Source organism: Mesorhizobium amorphae CCNWGS0123 (genome assembly GCF_001686985.1).
GTDB lineage: Bacteria > Pseudomonadota > Alphaproteobacteria > Rhizobiales > Rhizobiaceae > Mesorhizobium > Mesorhizobium amorphae.
Genome location: NZ_CP015318.1, coordinates 3,159,174 through 3,175,912, shown reverse-complemented (window position 1 = coordinate 3,175,912; position 16,739 = coordinate 3,159,174). Strand labels below are relative to the sequence as shown.

Genomic DNA, 16,739 nt, shown 5'->3' with positions numbered 1-16,739 from the left:
TCGCATGAGGCCGTTCAGGCGCGACGCGCTTTAGGCGACTGTCAGGGCAACCGCTTCACGTTTGACCCTTCGGCCCTCGCCTCGGCCGGCGCACCGCCCGCACCACTCCGTCGCGGCCGCTGCCGCAGAAGAGGCGGTCGCCGCCATCGGATTCCAGTCCCGAGACGCCCATACCGGCTGGCATGTCCAGCTTCTCCAGAACCTTGCCGGTTTGCGGGTCGACGCGGCGCAGGTCGCTCTCATCGCCTTCCCAGGTGGCGTGCCACAGCTCGCCGTCGACCCAGGTCACCCCGGTGACGAAACGGTTGGATTCGATGGTGCGCAGGATTGCGCCGGTCTCCGGATCGATCTGGTGGATCTTGCGCTCCCGGTACTGGCCCACCCAGAGCGTCCCCTCTGCCCAGGTCAGGCCGGAGTCGCTGCCGCCTCCGGGAGCGGGAATGGTGGCCAGCACCTTGCCGGTGTCGGGGTCGATCTTCTGGATGCGATCCTTGGCGATCTGGAACAGATGTTGGCCGTCATAGGCCGTGCCGGCATGCGCGGCGACATCGATCGAACGCAGCGCCTTCCCAGTCTCAGGGTCGAAGGCGTTCAGCTTGTCGCCCGAGGCGAACCAGACCCTTTCCCCGTCAAAGCTCACCCCGGCAACACTATCCACCCCCGGAAAGGGTCCGTATTCGCGCAGGATTTCGGCCGCCGAATGTTTCATGTCTCTACCTCGCCAAGTTGATCGAACTTGTGCCTTCTAGCCGTTCAGCCACGGCGCCGGGAGTAACAAGGTGGTCGTGAATCCCGCCACCGGCGGGGTCATCCAGCGGCGCGCCCGCCCGTGTCCGAACGACTGCACCTTGCCGGACACGGCCAACTGCTCGAGTGCCCGTTGCACGCTGCGCTGGCCGGTTGCCAGCGCCAGCGCCAGCGCCGAACTCGACCAGGCCTCCCCATCGGCAAGCAACGCCAGCACCGCCGCGTGCCGCTCCTCGATCGGCCGCGCCAGCACCACCGCCACGCGTACCTGGCGCGGCGCCAGCGCAAAACCTCGCTTGGTCGCACCGATCTCGGCCAGCGTGCCGAGTTCGGCGCGAAGTCGCCCGATCTCGACCCGCAACCGCGCGCGATGCGATTCATCTGCATGCTTGCCGCCGAAGGCCCGCGCGACGAGTTCTTCTCTGGACACATCGCCGGGCCACGCCTCGGCAAGCGTACGCGCCAGCGCAAACAGCACCGGCCGCGTGGCCAGCGAGATCGCCGTTTCGCCGCTGCGCACGACATAGCGAAAAGTATCGACGACCATCGCCGGCGACGCCTGCAGCGCCTCGACCTCCTCGAGCAGCAGCGGGCGCTCTTCGCCGTTGGCGATCAGCCGCGCTGCCGGTGTGTCCAGCGCCAGGAAGGCGCTGTCGACCTCCGCCATAAGGCCCGCAATGCCGGCCCGGTGGGCGGCGTGGCGTGCCCATTCCAGTGCCGTGCGCGCGGCTTTCGTCCTGAGGCGCCGCATCGCGATGCCGGCGACCGCCAGTTCGTGCGCGGCTCTTGAGGCCGGCGGAAGCGGCGCCGGATCGAGCCCGGCCAGCACGCCCTCAGCCTCGTCGAGGCGGCCGATCAGCAGCAGGCGCCGCACCTTGAGATGCCCGGCATGGGCGGCGTTCAGCCGGTCGCCATGCTTCTCCAGCGTTGCCCGCGCCACGTCGAGCGCCTTGGCCGACCAGCCGAGGTCACGCGAGACCAGCGCGATCTCGGCCTCGGCGACGACGCATCTGGCGCGCGCCACCGCCTCTTTCGGGCTGAAGCCACGCGCGGCTCGCCGCAGCAGCGCCTTGGCGCGGTCGAGGTCGCCGAGCTGCGCCATGGCGATACCGCGCAGCGCCAGAGCCGGTGCGTCCTCGCGCAAGGCGACGCGGTCAAGCGCGCCGAGCGGATCACCGGCCGCTAGCGCCAGCCCTGCCGCCGTGATCAGCGAGTCCATTCAAATCCCGTCACGATTGTAACTCCCACCTTCCGGTGCAGGGGCCCTACTCTATCTCAGCATCAGCAACCAACAACATTTCGCAACGGCGAAGACAGACTGCAAAGGAGAAGATCATGACCAAGCAAATCGCAATGAAGACCCCACCTGTCGTTTCGCAGCAGGCGTGGGAGGCCGCGCGCGAGGAGTTGCTGGTGAAGGAGAAAGCCACGCTTCGCGCCAAGGATGCGCTGGCCGCCGAGCGCCGGCGGATGCCGTGGATGGACGTCGACAAGGCGTATGTGTTCGAAGGGCCCAATGGCAGAGTGAGCCTGCTCGACCTGTTCGAAGGCCGCCGCCAGCTGATCGTTTACCGCGCTTTCTTTGAACCCGGTGTCCATGGCTGGCCCGATCATGCCTGCCGCGGCTGTTCGCTGGGTGCCGATCAGGTCGGCCATCTCGCCCATCTCAACGCTCGCAACACCACGCTTGCCTACGCCTCGCGCGCGCCGCAAGCCGACATCGTGCGGCTGAAGAAGCGGATGGGCTGGGAGATGCCTTGGTACACCATCACCGACAGCTTCGACAAAGACTTCGGCGTCGACGAATGGCATGGCCACAACGTGTTCATCCGCGACGGCGATAGGGTGTTCCGCACCTATTTCATCAACAGCCGCGGCGACGAGGCGATGGGCACCGTCTGGAGCTATCTCGACGCGACCCCGCTCGGCCGCCAGGAGATCTGGGAGGACTCGCCCGAAGGTTATCCGCAGACCCCGCTCTACAGCTGGTGGAACTGGCACGACAATTACGACGCCGCGCCCGACAAGAAATGGGCCGAAGTGTCTGCTGCCGGCGAGGCGGCGTTCCGGGACAAGCAGGACTAGTCGGTCGGTTTGGGCGCCCGGCACCGTTCACGAGCGGCGCCGGAGCTCTCCTCCTTGGCTCGCGCCAATGGCCCCATCAAGGGATAAGAAACCATGAGCAAGACCCATACAGGCGCCGGCGGCGCGATCCCCGGTGAGAACGCGAATGCGGCTACCCCTGGCGCGACACCCCTTGGCATCGCCGACTGGCTGTGCCTCGCCGCCGCTCCGACCTTCGCCCTGATGGCGCTGCTCGCCTGTATTCAAGGTGGCGATGCGGCCATGCTCTGCATGGGCGACAATTCTTCGCCGCTAACCAGCATGGCGGCGATGTATCTGCTGATGAGCGCCTTCCATCTGGCGCCCTGGCTGAGGGTGATGTCCGGCCGGCAAGCCCGGCCGGGCCGCGAAATGACCTCAGGCCTTTGATCCCTTTGTTCGCGGATGGTGGTCGGAAGAAATCGAAGGCCGAACCGGCAAATCCGGTGAGGACTCCGGGCGCTCCCTGGCGGTTGTCGGAGATACCCGGCAGGACAGAGAAGGGTGCGAAGGATCGCCTCCCCTGAGCCCAGGCATCCAGGGGTGAGATCGGGCGAACCACGGAGGAACGGCACCCCCCTCTGCCCTGCCGGACATCTCCCCCGCAACGGACCGCAACGGGGCGATCGGCAGCTTCAAGCCTTACCCCACCGCCACCATCACCTCCCCCGCTTCGACCTTGGCCGGGTAGGTCCTGAGGTTGATGCAGGGCGGCAGGCGCTTGGCTTCGCCGGTGCGGTAGTCGAAGGCGCCGGAGTGTTTCGGGCATTCGATCTCATAATCCGTGACCAGCCCGTCGGCGATGTGGACGGCTTCGTGCGTGCACAGGCCGTCGGTGCAGAACACTTCATCATCAGGAGAGCGAAACACGGCGTAGGTTCGGCCTTCATGGTCGAAGCGGCGGGCGCCTTCCTGTTCGATGTCGTCGAGGCCGCAGGCCCTGATCCAGCTGGACATTTTTCTCCCCTGTCAATTCCGATCGGACCGTCCGGGACGGCCATGACAGCCGCCCGGAGGCCTCAGTCTTGGGACTGTTGTTGCTTGCGCATGATCTTTCCGAAAACCGGTTCCCACTTTTTGGGATCATGCTTAGTTCTTGTTGAGGTACTCAGCCGCGTTGGCCGGCGTCACCAGTTCGAACGGCACGTAGACCACGCGGTCGACCTTCTCGCCCTTGGCCAGCGCAAGAGCCGCGTCGACACCGCCGCCGCCTTGCCCCTTGGCGTTCTGGAACACCGTCACTGAAAGATCGCCGGCCTTCATCGCCTGCAGGCCGTCTTGGGTGGCGTCGATGCCGCCGACGACGACGTTCTTCATGTCGACGCCATTGGCCTTCAGCGCCAGGATGGCGCCGATGGCGGATTCGTCATTGTTGGCGATGACGGCGTCCGGCGCGCCGCCGGCGGTCAGCCAGTTGGTCATCAGGTTCTGCGCATTGTCGCGCGACCATTCGGACGACTGCTTGTCGACGATCTTGATGAAGTTGCACATGTCGGTGGCGAAGATCTGCTCGACGTCCTTGGTGCGCTGCAGTGCCGCCTGGTGCACCAGGCTGCCCATGACGATGTAGGCGTTGGCGCCGGCGGACTTGCCCCTGGCGCGCAGCATCTTGCAAACCTCGAAGGCCTCCAGCGTGCCCGACTCGACCTCGTTGGAGCCGACATAAACCTGCTTCTCCGGCAGATTGGCCATATCCGTGGGTTCGAGGTTGACGAAGACCAGCGGGATGCCGGCCTTGGCGGCTTCCTCGCTGATCGTCTTGGAGGCGTTGGTGTCGACCAGCGTGACAATGATGGCGTCGACGCCGCTGGCGATGAAGTTCTTGACCTGGTCGAGCTGCTTGGCGACGTCGTTCTGGGCGTCTTCGACCTGGATGCCGGCGCCCTTTTCCTTGGCGCGGTCCTGCATGCCGTGCATCAGAAGCGTCTGGAAGTTGTTGTCGAAGTTGACGATGCTGACGCCGAGCTTGGCGGCGAAGGCGCTTGCCGGCATCGACATCAAGGCGGCGAGCGCCGTCGAGATGAGAAGTTTCTTCACGGGTTTCCTCCCTTTGGATGGGTGCCGGTTCACCCCGCTTTTTGGTATCCGGCCCTTTCGGGATGGCTGGAGTGAACGATCGAAACCATTCACCTGGCTGTCTGTTCGGGCGTCATTTCACTGCGGCGTTGGCACGCGCCTTCTTCTTCTCGTAGCGGGCCTGCATGCGGGCCTCGCCGTCCTTGCTGCCGTCGTGGAAAGTGCCGAACCACTTGTCGAACGGGATGAGGCCGTCGCCGTAGTTCACCTCGAAATATTTGTGGTGGAGGTAGTGAATGTAGGCGTGGCTATCGACCGCCGTATCCTCGCCGAGCTCGACCTTGTCGAAGCCGACATGGCCGGGAATGGCGCCGAAGCCGGCATAGTGAAGCTGGTAGAGTGCCAGCAGCGGGTTCGACGGGATGATCAGGTGCCAGAAGGCGACGCCGAGATAGCCGAGCTGTTCCACCGGATGCATCGACAGCGACGACCAGGGTGACGGGTTGACTGAATTGTGGTGCACCGAATGTACCAATTTGTAGAGCGGCGGCCAGTGGATCGCCCGGTGCAGCAGGAAGAAATGGGTCTCGTGGATGACCGGGGCGATAAGCACCAGGAAGAACAGATAGACGGGGTGCTCGGCGAAGGTCAGCCATGGCACGTAGCCATTGGCATAGGCGTAGAGGATCCCAACCTCGATCGCCGTCCAGATCGGCATACCGGTGCCGAAGGTGCGCAGCATATTGTCGAAGTTCTGGTTCTCGAAGAAGAACGCCTTGCTCTTCTGCTCCGACGGCCATTTGCCGTTATATTTGAAGCGATTGCCCTGGGTTCTCAAGATGTAGAGTCGGAGCTCGAAGGCGCCGAAGAACAGAAGCAGCGCGGCGCAGTTGACGAGGAACAGTTTTACGATCCAGCCGACGGACAGCGTCTTCATCACCTCGACGTCAGGCAGCACGTAGTGCCACCACGCCACCGCCGAGAGCGCGAACAGCAGATTGTAGGGCAGGAAATAGTGCGGCAGCCATTTCAGCAGCGCCAGCGGGCGCGGCGGGAAGGTGAACAGCGGCGCGGTCCCGGCCGGCTCGTTCGGAGCCCAGTCGCCTCGCTTGTTGCGCGTGCCGTATTTCAGGTCGTCCATTTCTAGTCTCACAGGGATTGGGAAAGGGTCAAAAAACGGTCATAGGCGGCATCGTCCATGTCGACCTGATGCTTCGCTTCGGGGTAGCTGCCCGCCGCCACGTCGCGGCCGAAGGCGCGGAAGGCGGCGATGCGCTTTTCCTGCAGCTCCGCCTCCAGCGTGACGAAGTCGGCGTAGCGCATGGCATGGCGCGGATAGTGGCCGGTGTGTGTGCCCAGCACGTCGCTGGAAAACAGATACTGCGTGTCGCAAACCGAGCCGCAGCCCATGCCCATGGTGATCAGCGGCGTGGCGCGGGTGACGTGATCGGCCAGCCTGACAGGCACCACCTCGACCTCGATGCAGGCCGCACCCGCATTCTCCAGATCCTTGGCGGCCCGCAGCACCTTGAAGGCCTCTTCGGCGGTCCTGCCCACGGCGCGGAAATTGGTCCAGGTGGCGCGGTTCGGCACCAGGCCGACATGGCCGGTGACCGGAATGCCTTCGGCCGACATGGCCTCGATGAAGCGCGGCGAATGCGAGCAATAGACGGCGTCGGCGCCGCGCTTCAGCATGGCAAAGCCCAGCCGCACCGCCTCATCGGGCGAGGCGACCGCGCCATGCGGCATGCCGACGGAAAGGAAGGCGAAGGGTGCCGCCTGGCGGATCAATTCGAGATTGTGGTCGGGCTCGCAGGAAAGAATGTTGATGTCGCAGGCGACGGCAGCGCTAGCCTCTGCTGGCGTGTCGACATGAAGCTGCAGCCATTTGCGGCTGCCCTTCTGGCTTTGCAGATCGCTGACCGTCAGCCGTCTCGTCACTTGGTTATCCTCCCGTTGACGAGAGGGGATAACATCGGGCCCGGCTGGGCGCCGCTTGTTCCTTGATCAAATCAGATCAAAGGTTCTCGGCGGTGAAGGTGACGAAACGGATCGGCGGGTTTTCGACCGGCAGGTCGTGCAGGTTGAGCCGCGCCAGCACGAGGTCGATGGCGCGCCTGGCCTGCGCCTCGGGCGCCTGGTCGAGCACGACATCCATGGTGCCCTGGCGCAGTGCCGTGGCGCTGCGCTCGGTGAGTTCATGGCCGACGAAGAACACTTCGCGCCCTCTGGTGTGGCGGCGCAGCACATCGTTCAGCGCCGAATTGGCGCCGCCGGCATTGTAGAGGCCGGCAAGGTCCGGCCAGCGCTTCAGCGCTTCGTGCAACTGTTCGGCGTTGCGGTCGCCGTCGTCATACCCGAACAGTGCCGCGACCGGTTCGAAATCGCCGCCGCCGACCTCGATCAGATAATCAAAGAAGCCGCGCACGCGATCCTGGTGGACGCGGTAGATCTGGCTGTGGCAGATCGCCACCACCTTGCCCGACCGCCGCTGCATGCGCGCCATCAACAGGCCCGCCATGCGGCCCGCCGCATAATTGTCGATGCCGACATAGGCGCCGCTGGTGCCGGTGATCTGGGTGACGATCTGCACCGTCGGGATTTTCTCGCCTTCGAGTTTCCGCAAGGCGGCACCGACCAGCGGATGGTCGGGAACCGCGAGGATAAGACCGGCGCGGCGCATGTCGGGATCGAGAATGCGCCTGGCGATGGCCGCCGGGTCTGCCTCGTCGAGAAAGGTGCGGTGGACGGCGATCGTGCGGTCGAGCGTCGCGGCAATGCGCTCGAAGGCGCGGGACAGACGCGCAAAGAAGGTTGCGTCCGGGCGCACCAGGATGACCTCGATGCGGATAACGCCGCGATGCGCCTCGGGCAACCGGCGTGGATAGTCGAGCGAGCGCGCGGCGGCGACGACTTTCTCGACGGTAGCAGGCCTGACCCCGCCCCTGCCATTCAGCACGCGCTCGACGGTTGCAGTGCCGACGCCGGCGCGGCGGGCGATCTCGAGGAAGGTGGGTTTTGGAATTTCTTTCGACCCCGCTGTCATGCCAGCGGAGGGTAACCAGCGGAGAAGGGTTTTCCAAGGCGGGTGAAACAGCCAATCTCCCCCACGAAGGGGATTGGCTGTTGCTCCCTCAGTGCACTTCCGCGACAACCGTCCCCGAGACCGGGTCCGTCACGCCGAGATTGCCGCCGAGGTCTTCCAGCGTATCGCGGAATGTGTCGAGAAGGCCGATCATCGATGACCGCGCGGCGGCGAGGCTGTCCATGTCGTCCCACTCGCCAACAAAGCAGAACGTGCCCTCGCCGGTCTTGATCAGGGCGCCCTTGCGAAAGCCCGCGGCGTTGAGCGCGGTTTTCTCATGCGCTTCGATGAAAGCCTTTTCCTTGCCTGGCTTGGTGCGAAAACGGACGACGTTGTAGGCGGTCATAATTTCCTCCCATCGGCTCAAGTCATGCGCTCCGGTCCCATGGAACCGAACGCTGCTCTAACCATCTGTTTTTCCGCATTTATGCGGACACCATAAAATAGCATTCGGCAGCAGAATACTCTATAGCGGTTCTGCTTCTGGTAGGGTGGCTGACTCGCTCTAAATATTTGTTTTTACGCAGTTCCGGACGGAAAACGCTACGCACTTTTCCAGCAATCTATGGACGTGCCTCCAGAACCATGTTGAACGGCGTCTCGGCGGCGCGGCGGAAGCGCTTGAATCCACCGCCGGTCACGACCTTGCGCAATCGCGCCTCGCCGGCCTGGGCGCCGAGCCCGAGCCCGACCTCCTGCGACTGCGAGGCCGGCGTGCACACGAAGGTGGAAGCGGCATAGTAGACGCGCCCGACGGGATTGAGGTTGGCGGCCAAATGATCATGCGCGAAAGGCTCGACGATCATCCAGGTACCGTCCGGCTTGAGCGAACCGTGGACATGGGTGGCCGCGCCCGCCGGATCGCCCATGTCGTGCAGGCAGTCGAAGAAGGCGACGAGATCGTAGGTGCCCGGATAGGTCTTGGCGGCTGCGACCTCGAAGCGTGTGTTGGCGCTGACCCCGGCTTCCTCGGCGGCCTTGCGGGCGCGTTCGATCGAAGGCGCGTGATAGTCGAAGCCGACGAAGCGCGACTTCGGGAAGGCGCGCGCCATCAGCACGGTCGACGCGCCATGGCCGCAGCCGACATCCGCGACTTCGGCGCCGTGTTCGAGCTTCTCGACGACGCCGTCGAGGGCCGGCAGCCAGGCATCGATCAGATTGGCGTTGTAGCCAGGGCGGAAGAAGCGCTCGGTGCCGCGAAACAGGCACGCGCTGTGCTCATGCCAGGCGACGCCCTTGCCGGTCTGGAACGCCTTCCTGACCTTCTCCTCGTCGAGCCACAGCGTCGACAGAACCTCGAATGCGCCGGCCATGAAGGCCGGGCTGTCCTCGTCGGCGAAGACCAACTCCTGCTCGGCATTGAGATGGAAACGGTCGGTGGCCTCGTCGTAGTCGACATAGCCCGCCGCCGCCTGGCCGGACAGCCATTCCCGGACAAGGCGTTCCTGGGTGCCGGTGGCCTTGGCAAGCTCGGCCGCCGTCATCTTGCCGCCTTCGCGCAAGGCCTTGAACAGGCCGAGCCTGTCGCCCAGGAGCACGCCCGCGCCGGTTGCGATAGCACCGAGATCGCCGACCATCTTGCCAAGAAATGCGTTGAGTCTGTCCTGATCAGCGTCCGACATCGGAATCTCCCGTTGCGTTCGATCTCTTCGATCATTTGCGGTCATGCCGATCCCCGCGGATCGACCCCGCCGGCGGCCATGCCGCCATGGCCGGAAGGTGAAGTTTACTTGTGCGCAAGGGCGGCCGATAATGCCGAATTATCATCGGGATGATGCAGACGGGACATCGGCGGAGCCCATCATGGAGATGCACGAAATCCGCTATTTCCTGGCTGCCTGCCAGACGCTTAACTTTCATCGCGCGGCCGAACTCGTCCATGTTGGCCAGCCGGCTCTGACGCGAGCGATCCAGAAGCTCGAAGCCGAACTCGGCGGCTATCTTTTCCATCGGGAGAAGACCCGCGTCCGGCTCACCGATTTCGGCCTGCTGATGCGGACCCATCTGGATGAGATATTGCAACGCTCGGAGACGGCGAAAAAGACAGCCAGAAGCTTCCTCTCGCTTGAAAGCGCCTCGTTGACGCTGGGCGTCATGTGCACCATCGGCCCGTTGCGTTTCATCAGTTTCCTCAATGCCTTTCGCGAGCGCTATCCAGGCGTCGAGGTGACGGTGATCGAGGGCGCGGCCAACCACCTCACCGACCTGTTGACCGAGGGCACGCTCGACATGGCGCTGCTGGCCAGGCCCGAACCTTTCGACCACCGGCTGAGGGCCGAGCCTGTCTATCGCGAGCGCTTCGGCCTCGCCTTCTCGACCGGCCATCCCTTTGAGACGCGCAACACGCTCCATCTGACCGACGTCCAAGGCGAGGCCTATCTCGAGCGCATCAACTGCGAATACGGCAATCACATAGACGAGCTCTGCCGCAACATCGGCTTCGACATCCGCAGCGCCTTCCGCTCGGAGCGCGAGGACTGGATCCTGGCAATGATCGCCGCCGGCATGGGTGTCTGCTTCATCGCCGAGTACTCGGCCAATCATCCCGGCGTCTGCCACCGGCCCGTCGTCGACCCCGAGATTATCCGCGAAGTTTCGCTGGTTTCGGTGGCCGACCGGGCGCCCTCACCCGCCATCTCGGCCTTCGCCAAGGCAGTGACCGAGCACGACTGGCAAACGGCGGAAGCCTGAGCAAGCCCTCATGGCCAGGCGCGCACCATTGCATTTGTCGAAAGCCAGGCCATCAATGGCAGCGCCAGCAGGAGCGTCAGCCGCAGGCCCGCCGTTCGTGCCTCGTTCATTTCGCCACGCCGGAGCCGTCGCCAAGCCTGCATGGCTGCAACAAGGGCGAACAGTGCGTAGAGGCCGGCCAGAGCCCAAATGAGCTGCATGCCCGTTACCGGGACGCCGGCCTGTTTGAGCGCGTCACCGATAGCAGCTCCTGGTATTGCCACAAAGAAGGTAGCACCGATTGCGAACAGGAAACCGAGCATTCCTCCTGGAAACGCTGTCGCCGACAGAGCGACAGCCGCGGCCAGCAGGATGAGCGAGATGATGAATGTTCGCTGGGTCACTGTGTTTTGAGCCCCTGGATGGACCGGGGCGTGAATAGCATCAAAGACTTAGAAATCCGTTCCCGCCCAAGGCCCATGCCGCCAAGCAAACATCGGCCATTGCGCCATGAACGCGCCCTGCTTGTGAGGGGCAGGATGGGCAACGCTTCGGCACCCGGCCTCAGCGCCTGCATCCCCTTTAATTGTCGCGAAATCTAAGCCTTTTGGAGAACTGGTGCCCTTAGACAGAAACACTAAAGTAAATGTCTTGAAAGTGAGGGTTTTAACATGGCAACGGAAAGCCCAAAACGTTCGGAGCCCGAGAGTCTGGTTTCAGAAGCTCAGGCGCGGCGCGATTTTCTCAAGAAGGCCGGGCGCTTCGCGGCAGTGACACCGCCGTCCGTAACGCTTCTGCTCGGCACAAGCCTGAGCTCCGCGGCGATCGCCAAATCGGGTGGATCACGTCCCGGCAATGGCTGGGGGGACAAGAACCACATCCATAGCGGCCCTCCCGGTCAGGTCCGCAAGGCCGGTTCTGCTCAAGCCCGGAAGGCCGATCATGGTCGCTCCGACAACTCCGGCGGCGGGTCGCACGGGGGCTCGAGGTCCGGCGATCCCAACTAGCAGGTACTGGCCATTTCATTTGATGGCCCAAACTACTGAGGCGTCGCCTTCTCCCTTATGGGGGAAGGTGGGGCTCGCTGAACCTCAGCCGGTCCATCAGCAGCTTGATCAGCCTGAGCGAGCAGTCGCGCCGGTCCTGTCTGGATCCATGCTCGCGCCTGGTGGCGATGCAGCCGACGAAGCGCTGCGTTCGCGGCGCGGGAAAAGGACGCTTCCGATCCGCGCTGCAAGCGCCCGCAGGCGGCTTGCCGTTTCTGTGAGATCGATCCCGGCGGGCTCCCGGCAGGCCCGTTGTCTTTCAACATAGCGCGCAAGTTCGATGTCATGGCGCTGCGGCATGGGCTCGTCACGCCCATGCCAGTTCCGCCGGGGGTCGTCATGCCAGATGGGCCATTCGACTGTGTTCGGGGGCAGCATGGCATCGCTCCTTGACTGATCGTATCGATCAACTGTCGTTCGCAGCCGTGACGAACGCGGTGAAGCCAGCGTGATGGAATCGTGAAAAACAGCGCTCAGGGTAGATCGCGGTTGAATTAGAGGCAGCTACACGAAAGAATTGCCGCCAAGCAATGGCTGGGGGCGGAATCCAATGACGGGGCCTCACCTTCATCTGCTGGGTGGTTTCGACTTTGCCGGTGTCGGGGCCGCGGTCCCGGTCTTCAGCCGCAAGGCGCGCGCCATGGTGGCTTACCTCGCGCTGCAGTCCGGCCATTCGCAGTCGCGCGAGAAGCTCGCAACGCTGCTCTGGGGCGTCAACAGCGAGACCCAGGCCCGGATGAGCCTTCGCCAGGCAGTGTCTTCCGTCAGGAAGGCCATGCACGCGTCCGGCGGGCGCTTCATGACGGACGGTGACAGCGTCGCCCTCCATCTCGATGGCCTTGATTTCGACGTTGCGCGGTTCGAGGCGCTGGCCGCCAGTTCGACGCCTGAGGATCTCGAACAGGCGCTCCTCGTCTATCGCGGCGACCTGCTCGACGGCTTCGGTCTGAAGGCGGAGCCATTCGAGGACTGGCTGCGGATCGAACGAGAGCGCCTGCGGGCTATGGCCGTCGCGGCGCTGGACAAACTCGTCGCGCACTATTCCGCGACGAAAGATCCTGCCTCATGCGTGCGCGCGGCAACACGGCTGCTGACCATGGAGCCGCTGAGGGAGGATATCCACCGCGTCCTGATGCGAGCCTATGCGGCGCAGGGCCGGATCAATCTCGCGCTCAGGCAATTTGAGCATTGCCGCGATACGCTGCAGCGCGAACTCAAGCTGCAGCCCGAGCCGGAAACCCGGCATCTCCACGAAGAGCTGCGGACGCGGCGCATGATGCCGCAAGGCACCTCCCGCACGGCGTCGCCAGCCCGAACCGGCGAGCGGCCGGCGTTCGAGAGCGAGCCGATGCGCCCGGCGACCCACTATGTCAAATCGGCCGGGATCAACATCGCCTATCAGGTGACCGGCGACGGACCGATCGACCTGATCTATGTGCCGGGATGGGTCTCCAACCTCGACCATGCCTGGGCCTCGCCGCGGCTTTCGCATGTCCTGCGGCGGCTCGGCGCTTTCTCGCGCCTGATCCGCATGGACAAGCGCGGCACCGGGCTGTCCGACCGCAATGTCGGCCTGCCGACGCTGGAAGAACGGATGGAAGACGTGCGGGCGGTGCTCGATGCGGTCGGCTCGAAGCGCACGGTGCTGTTCGGCAGTTCCGAGGGCGGCCCGATGTGCATGCTTTTTGCGGCGACCTATCCCGAGCGCACCGCGGCACTCGTGCTCAACGGAGCCTATGCCAGCGGCAGATGGTCGAAAGACTATCGGTGGGCGAAGACAAGCGAGCAGGTGGAAGAAGACCTGGCGGTCGTCGAGAGGGAGTGGGGAGCGGCGGCGGATATGAGCAACGCGGCGCCCAGCCTGATGAGCGACACGTTCGAGCGGGAATGGTTCGCCGCCTATCTCAGGAATTCAGCCTCACCCGCCGACGCGATCGCGCTCTGGCGTTGGGGGACCGAAATCGACGTTCGCGATATTCTGCCTGCCATTCATGTTCCGACGCTGATCGTGCAGACGGCCGGCGACCGCTGGGTAAAGCGGGAAGAAGGACACTACCTGGCGACGCATATAGAGGGCGCCAGATACATCGAGCTTGCCGGCCGGGATCACGTGATATGGGGCGAGAATTCCGATCGTCTCGTCGACGAGATCCAGGCTTTCGTCACCGGCGCCTTGCCGGCGGCGCCGGGCGAACGCGTCCTGGTGTCGGTGCTGTCCGTGGAGATCGAGGGCTCCGATGCCGGCGCGGATCCGATCGAGCGGCATGCCGAGAATATCCGGGCCGAACTGCTGGTTGCCGAAGGCAGGCAGATCAGGCGCTCGGCAACCGGATTTCTCGCTGTGTTCCAGCGGCCGACGCGGTCGATCCAGTGTGCGATCGCGATCCGCCATCGCCTGAGGCAATCCGGTCTCGACGTCCGCGCTGCTGTCCACACTGGCGAATGCGAGGAGCGTAGCGATGATTTTTCCGGCATTGCGATCGACCTTTCATCGCGGCTGCTCGATCATGCGCGGCGGGGCGAGATCATCGCGTCGCGAACCGTGCGCGATCTCGTGGTCGGCTCCGGCCTGACGTTCGAGCAGCATGGTGAGATGGAAGCAAGCGGGCTGCCCGGCGCGCTTGCGTTCTTTACGGTCGACGGGGGATGATCTCCCTCCTCCCACAAGGGAGAAGGGAGAGCGTAGCTCAGAACAAAAACGCGGCCGTCGCGGGGTTCGCCCCGTTGCGGCCGTCGGGTGCATCCATGCCGCCGATCGTCTCGAGGTCTTTCGCGTCCAGCTCGAAATCGAAGACATCGAAGTTGGCGGCGATGCGGTCCTGGTGGTTCGACTTCGGGATGACGATCAGCCCTTCCTGAAGGTGCCACCGGATGATGATTTGCGCCACCGACTTGCCATGCTTGCCGGCAATGCCCGCAAGCGTCGGATCGCTCAGCAGCCTGCCGCTGCCCAGCGGGCTCCAGCTTTCGATGCGGATGTTGCGCCTGGCGTGAAAGTCCCTGGCGGCGCGCTGCTGGAAGCGGGGATGCAGTTCGATCTGGTTGACGACAGGGGTCACTCCGGTCTCGCCGATGATGCGCTCCAGATGGTCCTGGTTGAAATTCGAAACGCCGATCGATTTGATCCGGCCGGCCTGCCTGAGTTCGACCAGCGTCTTCCAGGCCTCGACATATTTGCCCTGGCTGGGCACGGGCCAGTGGATCAGGAACAGGTCGAGCTGCTCGATGCCAAGCTTCTCCATCGTCTCGTCGAAAGCCCGCAACGCGGCGTCGCGCTGATGCGCGCCGTTGCGCAGCTTCGAGGTTATGAACAGCTCGCCTCTCGGCACGCCGGCCTTGCGGATCGCCTGCCCGACCCCTTCCTCGTTCTGGTAGCCTTCGGCGGTATCAATCAGCCTGTAGCCGGCCTCGATCCCCCAGCCCACCACCTCAGCGGTGATGGCCGGATCGACCTGCCACACGCCAAGGCCAAGCTGGGGAATGGCGGCGCCGTCGTTCAGCGCAATCAGGTCAGGTCTATTCAGGGTCATCTGTTCAGGCATGTCCTAGTCCTTCTGCAATCTTGCGCCCAGCGCAGGCCTTATCTAGGCGCTGCGGCCGCCAGGGCCAGTCGCCGTCACCAGAAAGTGCGGCGGTGGTCTGCTAGGAGACCGCCGCTCCCCTCGCCGCAGTCGATTTCGAGCGCAGCGGAACTTTTTGCATGGCTAATGTTTTCTTAACCACGCACCCGCAATTTCATGGGGCGCGTTGCAATCGTTGCGAAAGCGTCTGCTTGGGAGGCGTCATGCCGATCCGCCGAAAAGCTCAGGATGCCGGCATTTTCGATCCGTCCGAATTGGCTTTGCTGGCGCGGGTCTTCGAACGACTGAAACTTGAAAGCGATTCGCCCGATCGCCTCGAGGGGCTGGCGTCGCGCATTCTTGCCAACTACATGGCCGGCATCCTCGACGAGGCGGAACTTGTCTCGCTGTCGAGGCAACCGCTGGGACGATAGCGAAGCGCATTCAACGCCCGATTGTCGAAGCAGCTTCGACGCCTCAACTCCCTTTCGCCCCGAACCGCAACCCATCCATCAAGAGCTTGACCAGCCGGCGCGAGCGGTCGCGCCAGTCCTTGGTGTCGGGCGCGGAATAGATGCCGCCCAGCGCATGCAGCACGTCGGAGGCGTCAACGTCGCCGCGGATCGAGCCGTCGGCGACCGCTGCCTCGACCAAGCGACGCAGCGCGAGCGTCACCCGGCCCGACATGTCGGAGAACAGGGTGGAATTGGTGGTGAGCAGAATACGCAGGCTGGTCGAGAGCCCGCGCTTGGTGGCGATGTAGTCGACGAAGCGCTGCATCCACTGTTCGAGCGCGACATCGGGCGGATGGTTGGCCGCTAGCTCGTCGGCAGCCTGGCAGAGCCCCTCCACCTCGCGGCGGTAGACGATTTCGACGAGATGCTCGCGGGTCGGGAAATGCCGGTAGAGCGTGCCGATGCCGACGCCGGCCTGGCGGGCGATCTCCTCGAGCGAGGCGTCGACGCCATTTTGCGCGAAGGCGACCGCCGCCACCTCGACCAGCCGGTCGCGGTTGCGCTGCGCATCGGCGCGCAGCGGCTTTTGCGGAGCGGCGGGTGCCTTGTCCTCGACGGTTTCTGCCGGCTCTGGAGCCAATTTTATCTCCACATGCAATTCGGGGCTTGAACCCAGGCGGGTCAGCCCCCACGTAATAAACGGAGGCGCCTCCGTTTTAGTGGAGCGCCTTTATCATATAATCAGGGGGGCCGGTATGTCACGTGTCGAGAGTTTGAAGGCCAGAACTTCCCCTGCCCGCTGGAGAATGGCGCAAACGGCGGAGAGCGTTATCTCCCCACTTGAGGGGGAGATGTCGCCAGAGGCGACAGAGGGGGTCGGTGCGACTGGGTGCGACCTCCTGAGGCAGATGGAGGTTGGCGCTCTACGAGAGGCAACCCCCTCTGGCCTGCCGGCCATCTCCCCCTCAAGGGGGGAGATTACGCTCTCCCACGCCCTTGCCCCTCCCCCGCCGAACACCAGATCAATCCCCCTCAGCGTCAAGCAACTGGAGCCAGA

Annotated in this window: 17 protein-coding genes; 5 read left to right on the top strand and 12 right to left on the bottom strand. The window is 64.2% G+C overall.

Annotated elements, in window-relative coordinates; all coding sequences use genetic code 11:
- Positions 1–55: 55 nt before the first annotated feature.
- Positions 56–709: a Vgb family protein gene (locus A6B35_RS14855; RefSeq protein WP_006206510.1), complete on the bottom strand. Its 654-nt coding sequence runs from the start codon at positions 707–709 to the stop codon at positions 56–58.
- A 36-nt stretch (positions 710–745) separates the two neighbouring features.
- The gene (locus A6B35_RS14850) at positions 746–1,966 is read right to left on the bottom strand and encodes a hypothetical protein (protein WP_006206511.1); all 1,221 of its coding nucleotides are present in this window, start codon (positions 1,964–1,966) and stop codon (positions 746–748) included.
- Between the two features lie 116 nt (positions 1,967–2,082).
- Between A6B35_RS14850 and A6B35_RS14845 the strand changes: the two genes are divergently transcribed.
- Both A6B35_RS14845 and A6B35_RS14840 read left to right on the top strand, forming a co-directional pair.
- Positions 2,083–2,832 carry a DUF899 domain-containing protein gene (locus A6B35_RS14845; protein ID WP_006206512.1) on the top strand — a complete coding sequence of 250 codons (750 nt, stop codon included), beginning with the start codon at positions 2,083–2,085 and terminating at the stop codon, positions 2,830–2,832.
- Positions 2,833–2,925: 93 nt separating this feature from the next.
- Positions 2,926–3,240 carry a hypothetical protein gene (locus A6B35_RS14840; protein ID WP_006206513.1) on the top strand — a complete coding sequence of 105 codons (315 nt, stop codon included), beginning with the start codon at positions 2,926–2,928 and terminating at the stop codon, positions 3,238–3,240.
- Positions 3,241–3,492: 252 nt separating this feature from the next.
- Here the strand turns inward: A6B35_RS14840 and A6B35_RS14835 are convergent, their stop codons facing one another.
- The 7 genes from A6B35_RS14835 to A6B35_RS14805 form a co-directional block, all read right to left on the bottom strand.
- Positions 3,493–3,807, bottom strand: coding sequence for a MocE family 2Fe-2S type ferredoxin (locus tag A6B35_RS14835; RefSeq protein WP_006206514.1), 315 nt, complete (start codon positions 3,805–3,807; stop codon positions 3,493–3,495).
- Positions 3,808–3,939: 132 nt separating this feature from the next.
- Complete coding sequence (locus tag A6B35_RS14830) at positions 3,940–4,887, bottom strand: substrate-binding domain-containing protein (protein ID WP_006206515.1); 948 nt, start codon at positions 4,885–4,887, stop codon at positions 3,940–3,942.
- Positions 4,888–4,999: 112 nt separating this feature from the next.
- The gene (locus tag A6B35_RS14825) at positions 5,000–6,007 is read right to left on the bottom strand and encodes a sterol desaturase family protein (RefSeq protein WP_006206516.1); all 1,008 of its coding nucleotides are present in this window, start codon (positions 6,005–6,007) and stop codon (positions 5,000–5,002) included.
- Between the two features lie 8 nt (positions 6,008–6,015).
- A complete protein-coding gene (locus tag A6B35_RS14820) occupies positions 6,016–6,807 on the bottom strand; it encodes a 3-methyl-2-oxobutanoate hydroxymethyltransferase (RefSeq protein ID WP_006206517.1) in 792 nt (263 codons plus the stop codon).
- A 76-nt stretch (positions 6,808–6,883) separates the two neighbouring features.
- Complete coding sequence (locus tag A6B35_RS14815) at positions 6,884–7,891, bottom strand: LacI family DNA-binding transcriptional regulator (protein ID WP_040584239.1); 1,008 nt, start codon at positions 7,889–7,891, stop codon at positions 6,884–6,886.
- Positions 7,892–8,000: 109 nt separating this feature from the next.
- Positions 8,001–8,297, bottom strand: a complete 297-nt coding sequence (locus tag A6B35_RS14810) for an antibiotic biosynthesis monooxygenase (protein WP_006206520.1) — start codon at positions 8,295–8,297, stop codon at positions 8,001–8,003.
- 217 nt (positions 8,298–8,514) lie between these two features.
- Positions 8,515–9,573, bottom strand: a complete 1,059-nt coding sequence (locus A6B35_RS14805; RefSeq protein ID WP_006206521.1) for a class I SAM-dependent methyltransferase — start codon at positions 9,571–9,573, stop codon at positions 8,515–8,517.
- Between the two features lie 181 nt (positions 9,574–9,754).
- On the opposite strand from A6B35_RS14805, the gene A6B35_RS14800 reads away from it, so the two are divergent.
- On the top strand, positions 9,755–10,642 hold the full coding sequence (locus A6B35_RS14800; RefSeq protein WP_006206522.1) for a LysR family transcriptional regulator: 888 nt from the start codon (positions 9,755–9,757) through the stop codon (positions 10,640–10,642).
- An 8-nt stretch (positions 10,643–10,650) separates the two neighbouring features.
- On the opposite strand, the gene A6B35_RS14795 is transcribed toward A6B35_RS14800, so the two are convergent.
- Complete coding sequence (locus A6B35_RS14795; protein WP_139032275.1) at positions 10,651–10,944, bottom strand: hypothetical protein; 294 nt, start codon at positions 10,942–10,944, stop codon at positions 10,651–10,653.
- Between the two features lie 1,273 nt (positions 10,945–12,217).
- On the opposite strand from A6B35_RS14795, the gene A6B35_RS14790 reads away from it, so the two are divergent.
- The gene (locus A6B35_RS14790) at positions 12,218–14,317 is read left to right on the top strand and encodes an alpha/beta fold hydrolase (RefSeq protein ID WP_006206525.1); all 2,100 of its coding nucleotides are present in this window, start codon (positions 12,218–12,220) and stop codon (positions 14,315–14,317) included.
- 37 nt (positions 14,318–14,354) lie between these two features.
- Here A6B35_RS14790 and A6B35_RS14785 read toward each other — a convergent pair whose 3' ends face one another.
- Positions 14,355–15,209, bottom strand: a complete 855-nt coding sequence (locus A6B35_RS14785; protein ID WP_006206526.1) for an aldo/keto reductase — start codon at positions 15,207–15,209, stop codon at positions 14,355–14,357.
- Positions 15,210–15,451: 242 nt separating this feature from the next.
- Here A6B35_RS14785 and A6B35_RS14780 point away from each other — a divergent pair, with 242 nt between their 5' ends.
- Complete coding sequence (locus A6B35_RS14780) at positions 15,452–15,661, top strand: hypothetical protein (protein ID WP_006206528.1); 210 nt, start codon at positions 15,452–15,454, stop codon at positions 15,659–15,661.
- A 43-nt stretch (positions 15,662–15,704) separates the two neighbouring features.
- On the opposite strand, the gene A6B35_RS14775 is transcribed toward A6B35_RS14780, so the two are convergent.
- Positions 15,705–16,322 carry a TetR/AcrR family transcriptional regulator gene (locus A6B35_RS14775; RefSeq protein WP_006206530.1) on the bottom strand — a complete coding sequence of 206 codons (618 nt, stop codon included), beginning with the start codon at positions 16,320–16,322 and terminating at the stop codon, positions 15,705–15,707.
- Between the last annotated feature and the right edge of the window lie 417 nt (positions 16,323–16,739).

Excerpts from the sequence above, each read along its gene's own strand:
- A6B35_RS14835 (WP_006206514.1), bottom strand. The coding sequence starts at position 3,807 with ATGTCCAGCTGGATCAGGGCCTGCGGCCTCGACGACATCGAACAGGAA.
- A6B35_RS14810 (WP_006206520.1), bottom strand. The coding sequence starts at position 8,297 with ATGACCGCCTACAACGTCGTCCGTTTTCGCACCAAGCCAGGCAAGGAA.
- A6B35_RS14805 (WP_006206521.1), bottom strand. The coding sequence starts at position 9,573 with ATGTCGGACGCTGATCAGGACAGACTCAACGCATTTCTTGGCAAGATG.
- A6B35_RS14840 (WP_006206513.1), top strand. The coding sequence starts at position 2,926 with ATGAGCAAGACCCATACAGGCGCCGGCGGCGCGATCCCCGGTGAGAAC.
- A6B35_RS14850 (WP_006206511.1), bottom strand. The coding sequence starts at position 1,966 with ATGGACTCGCTGATCACGGCGGCAGGGCTGGCGCTAGCGGCCGGTGAT.
- A6B35_RS14785 (WP_006206526.1), bottom strand. The coding sequence starts at position 15,209 with ATGCCTGAACAGATGACCCTGAATAGACCTGACCTGATTGCGCTGAAC.
- A6B35_RS14845 (WP_006206512.1), top strand. The coding sequence starts at position 2,083 with ATGACCAAGCAAATCGCAATGAAGACCCCACCTGTCGTTTCGCAGCAG.
- A6B35_RS14795 (WP_139032275.1), bottom strand. The coding sequence starts at position 10,944 with ATGCTCGGTTTCCTGTTCGCAATCGGTGCTACCTTCTTTGTGGCAATA.
- A6B35_RS14780 (WP_006206528.1), top strand. The coding sequence starts at position 15,452 with ATGCCGATCCGCCGAAAAGCTCAGGATGCCGGCATTTTCGATCCGTCC.
- A6B35_RS14800 (WP_006206522.1), top strand. The coding sequence starts at position 9,755 with ATGGAGATGCACGAAATCCGCTATTTCCTGGCTGCCTGCCAGACGCTT.
- A6B35_RS14825 (WP_006206516.1), bottom strand. The coding sequence starts at position 6,007 with ATGGACGACCTGAAATACGGCACGCGCAACAAGCGAGGCGACTGGGCT.
- A6B35_RS14855 (WP_006206510.1), bottom strand. The coding sequence starts at position 709 with ATGAAACATTCGGCGGCCGAAATCCTGCGCGAATACGGACCCTTTCCG.
- A6B35_RS14790 (WP_006206525.1), top strand. The coding sequence starts at position 12,218 with ATGACGGGGCCTCACCTTCATCTGCTGGGTGGTTTCGACTTTGCCGGT.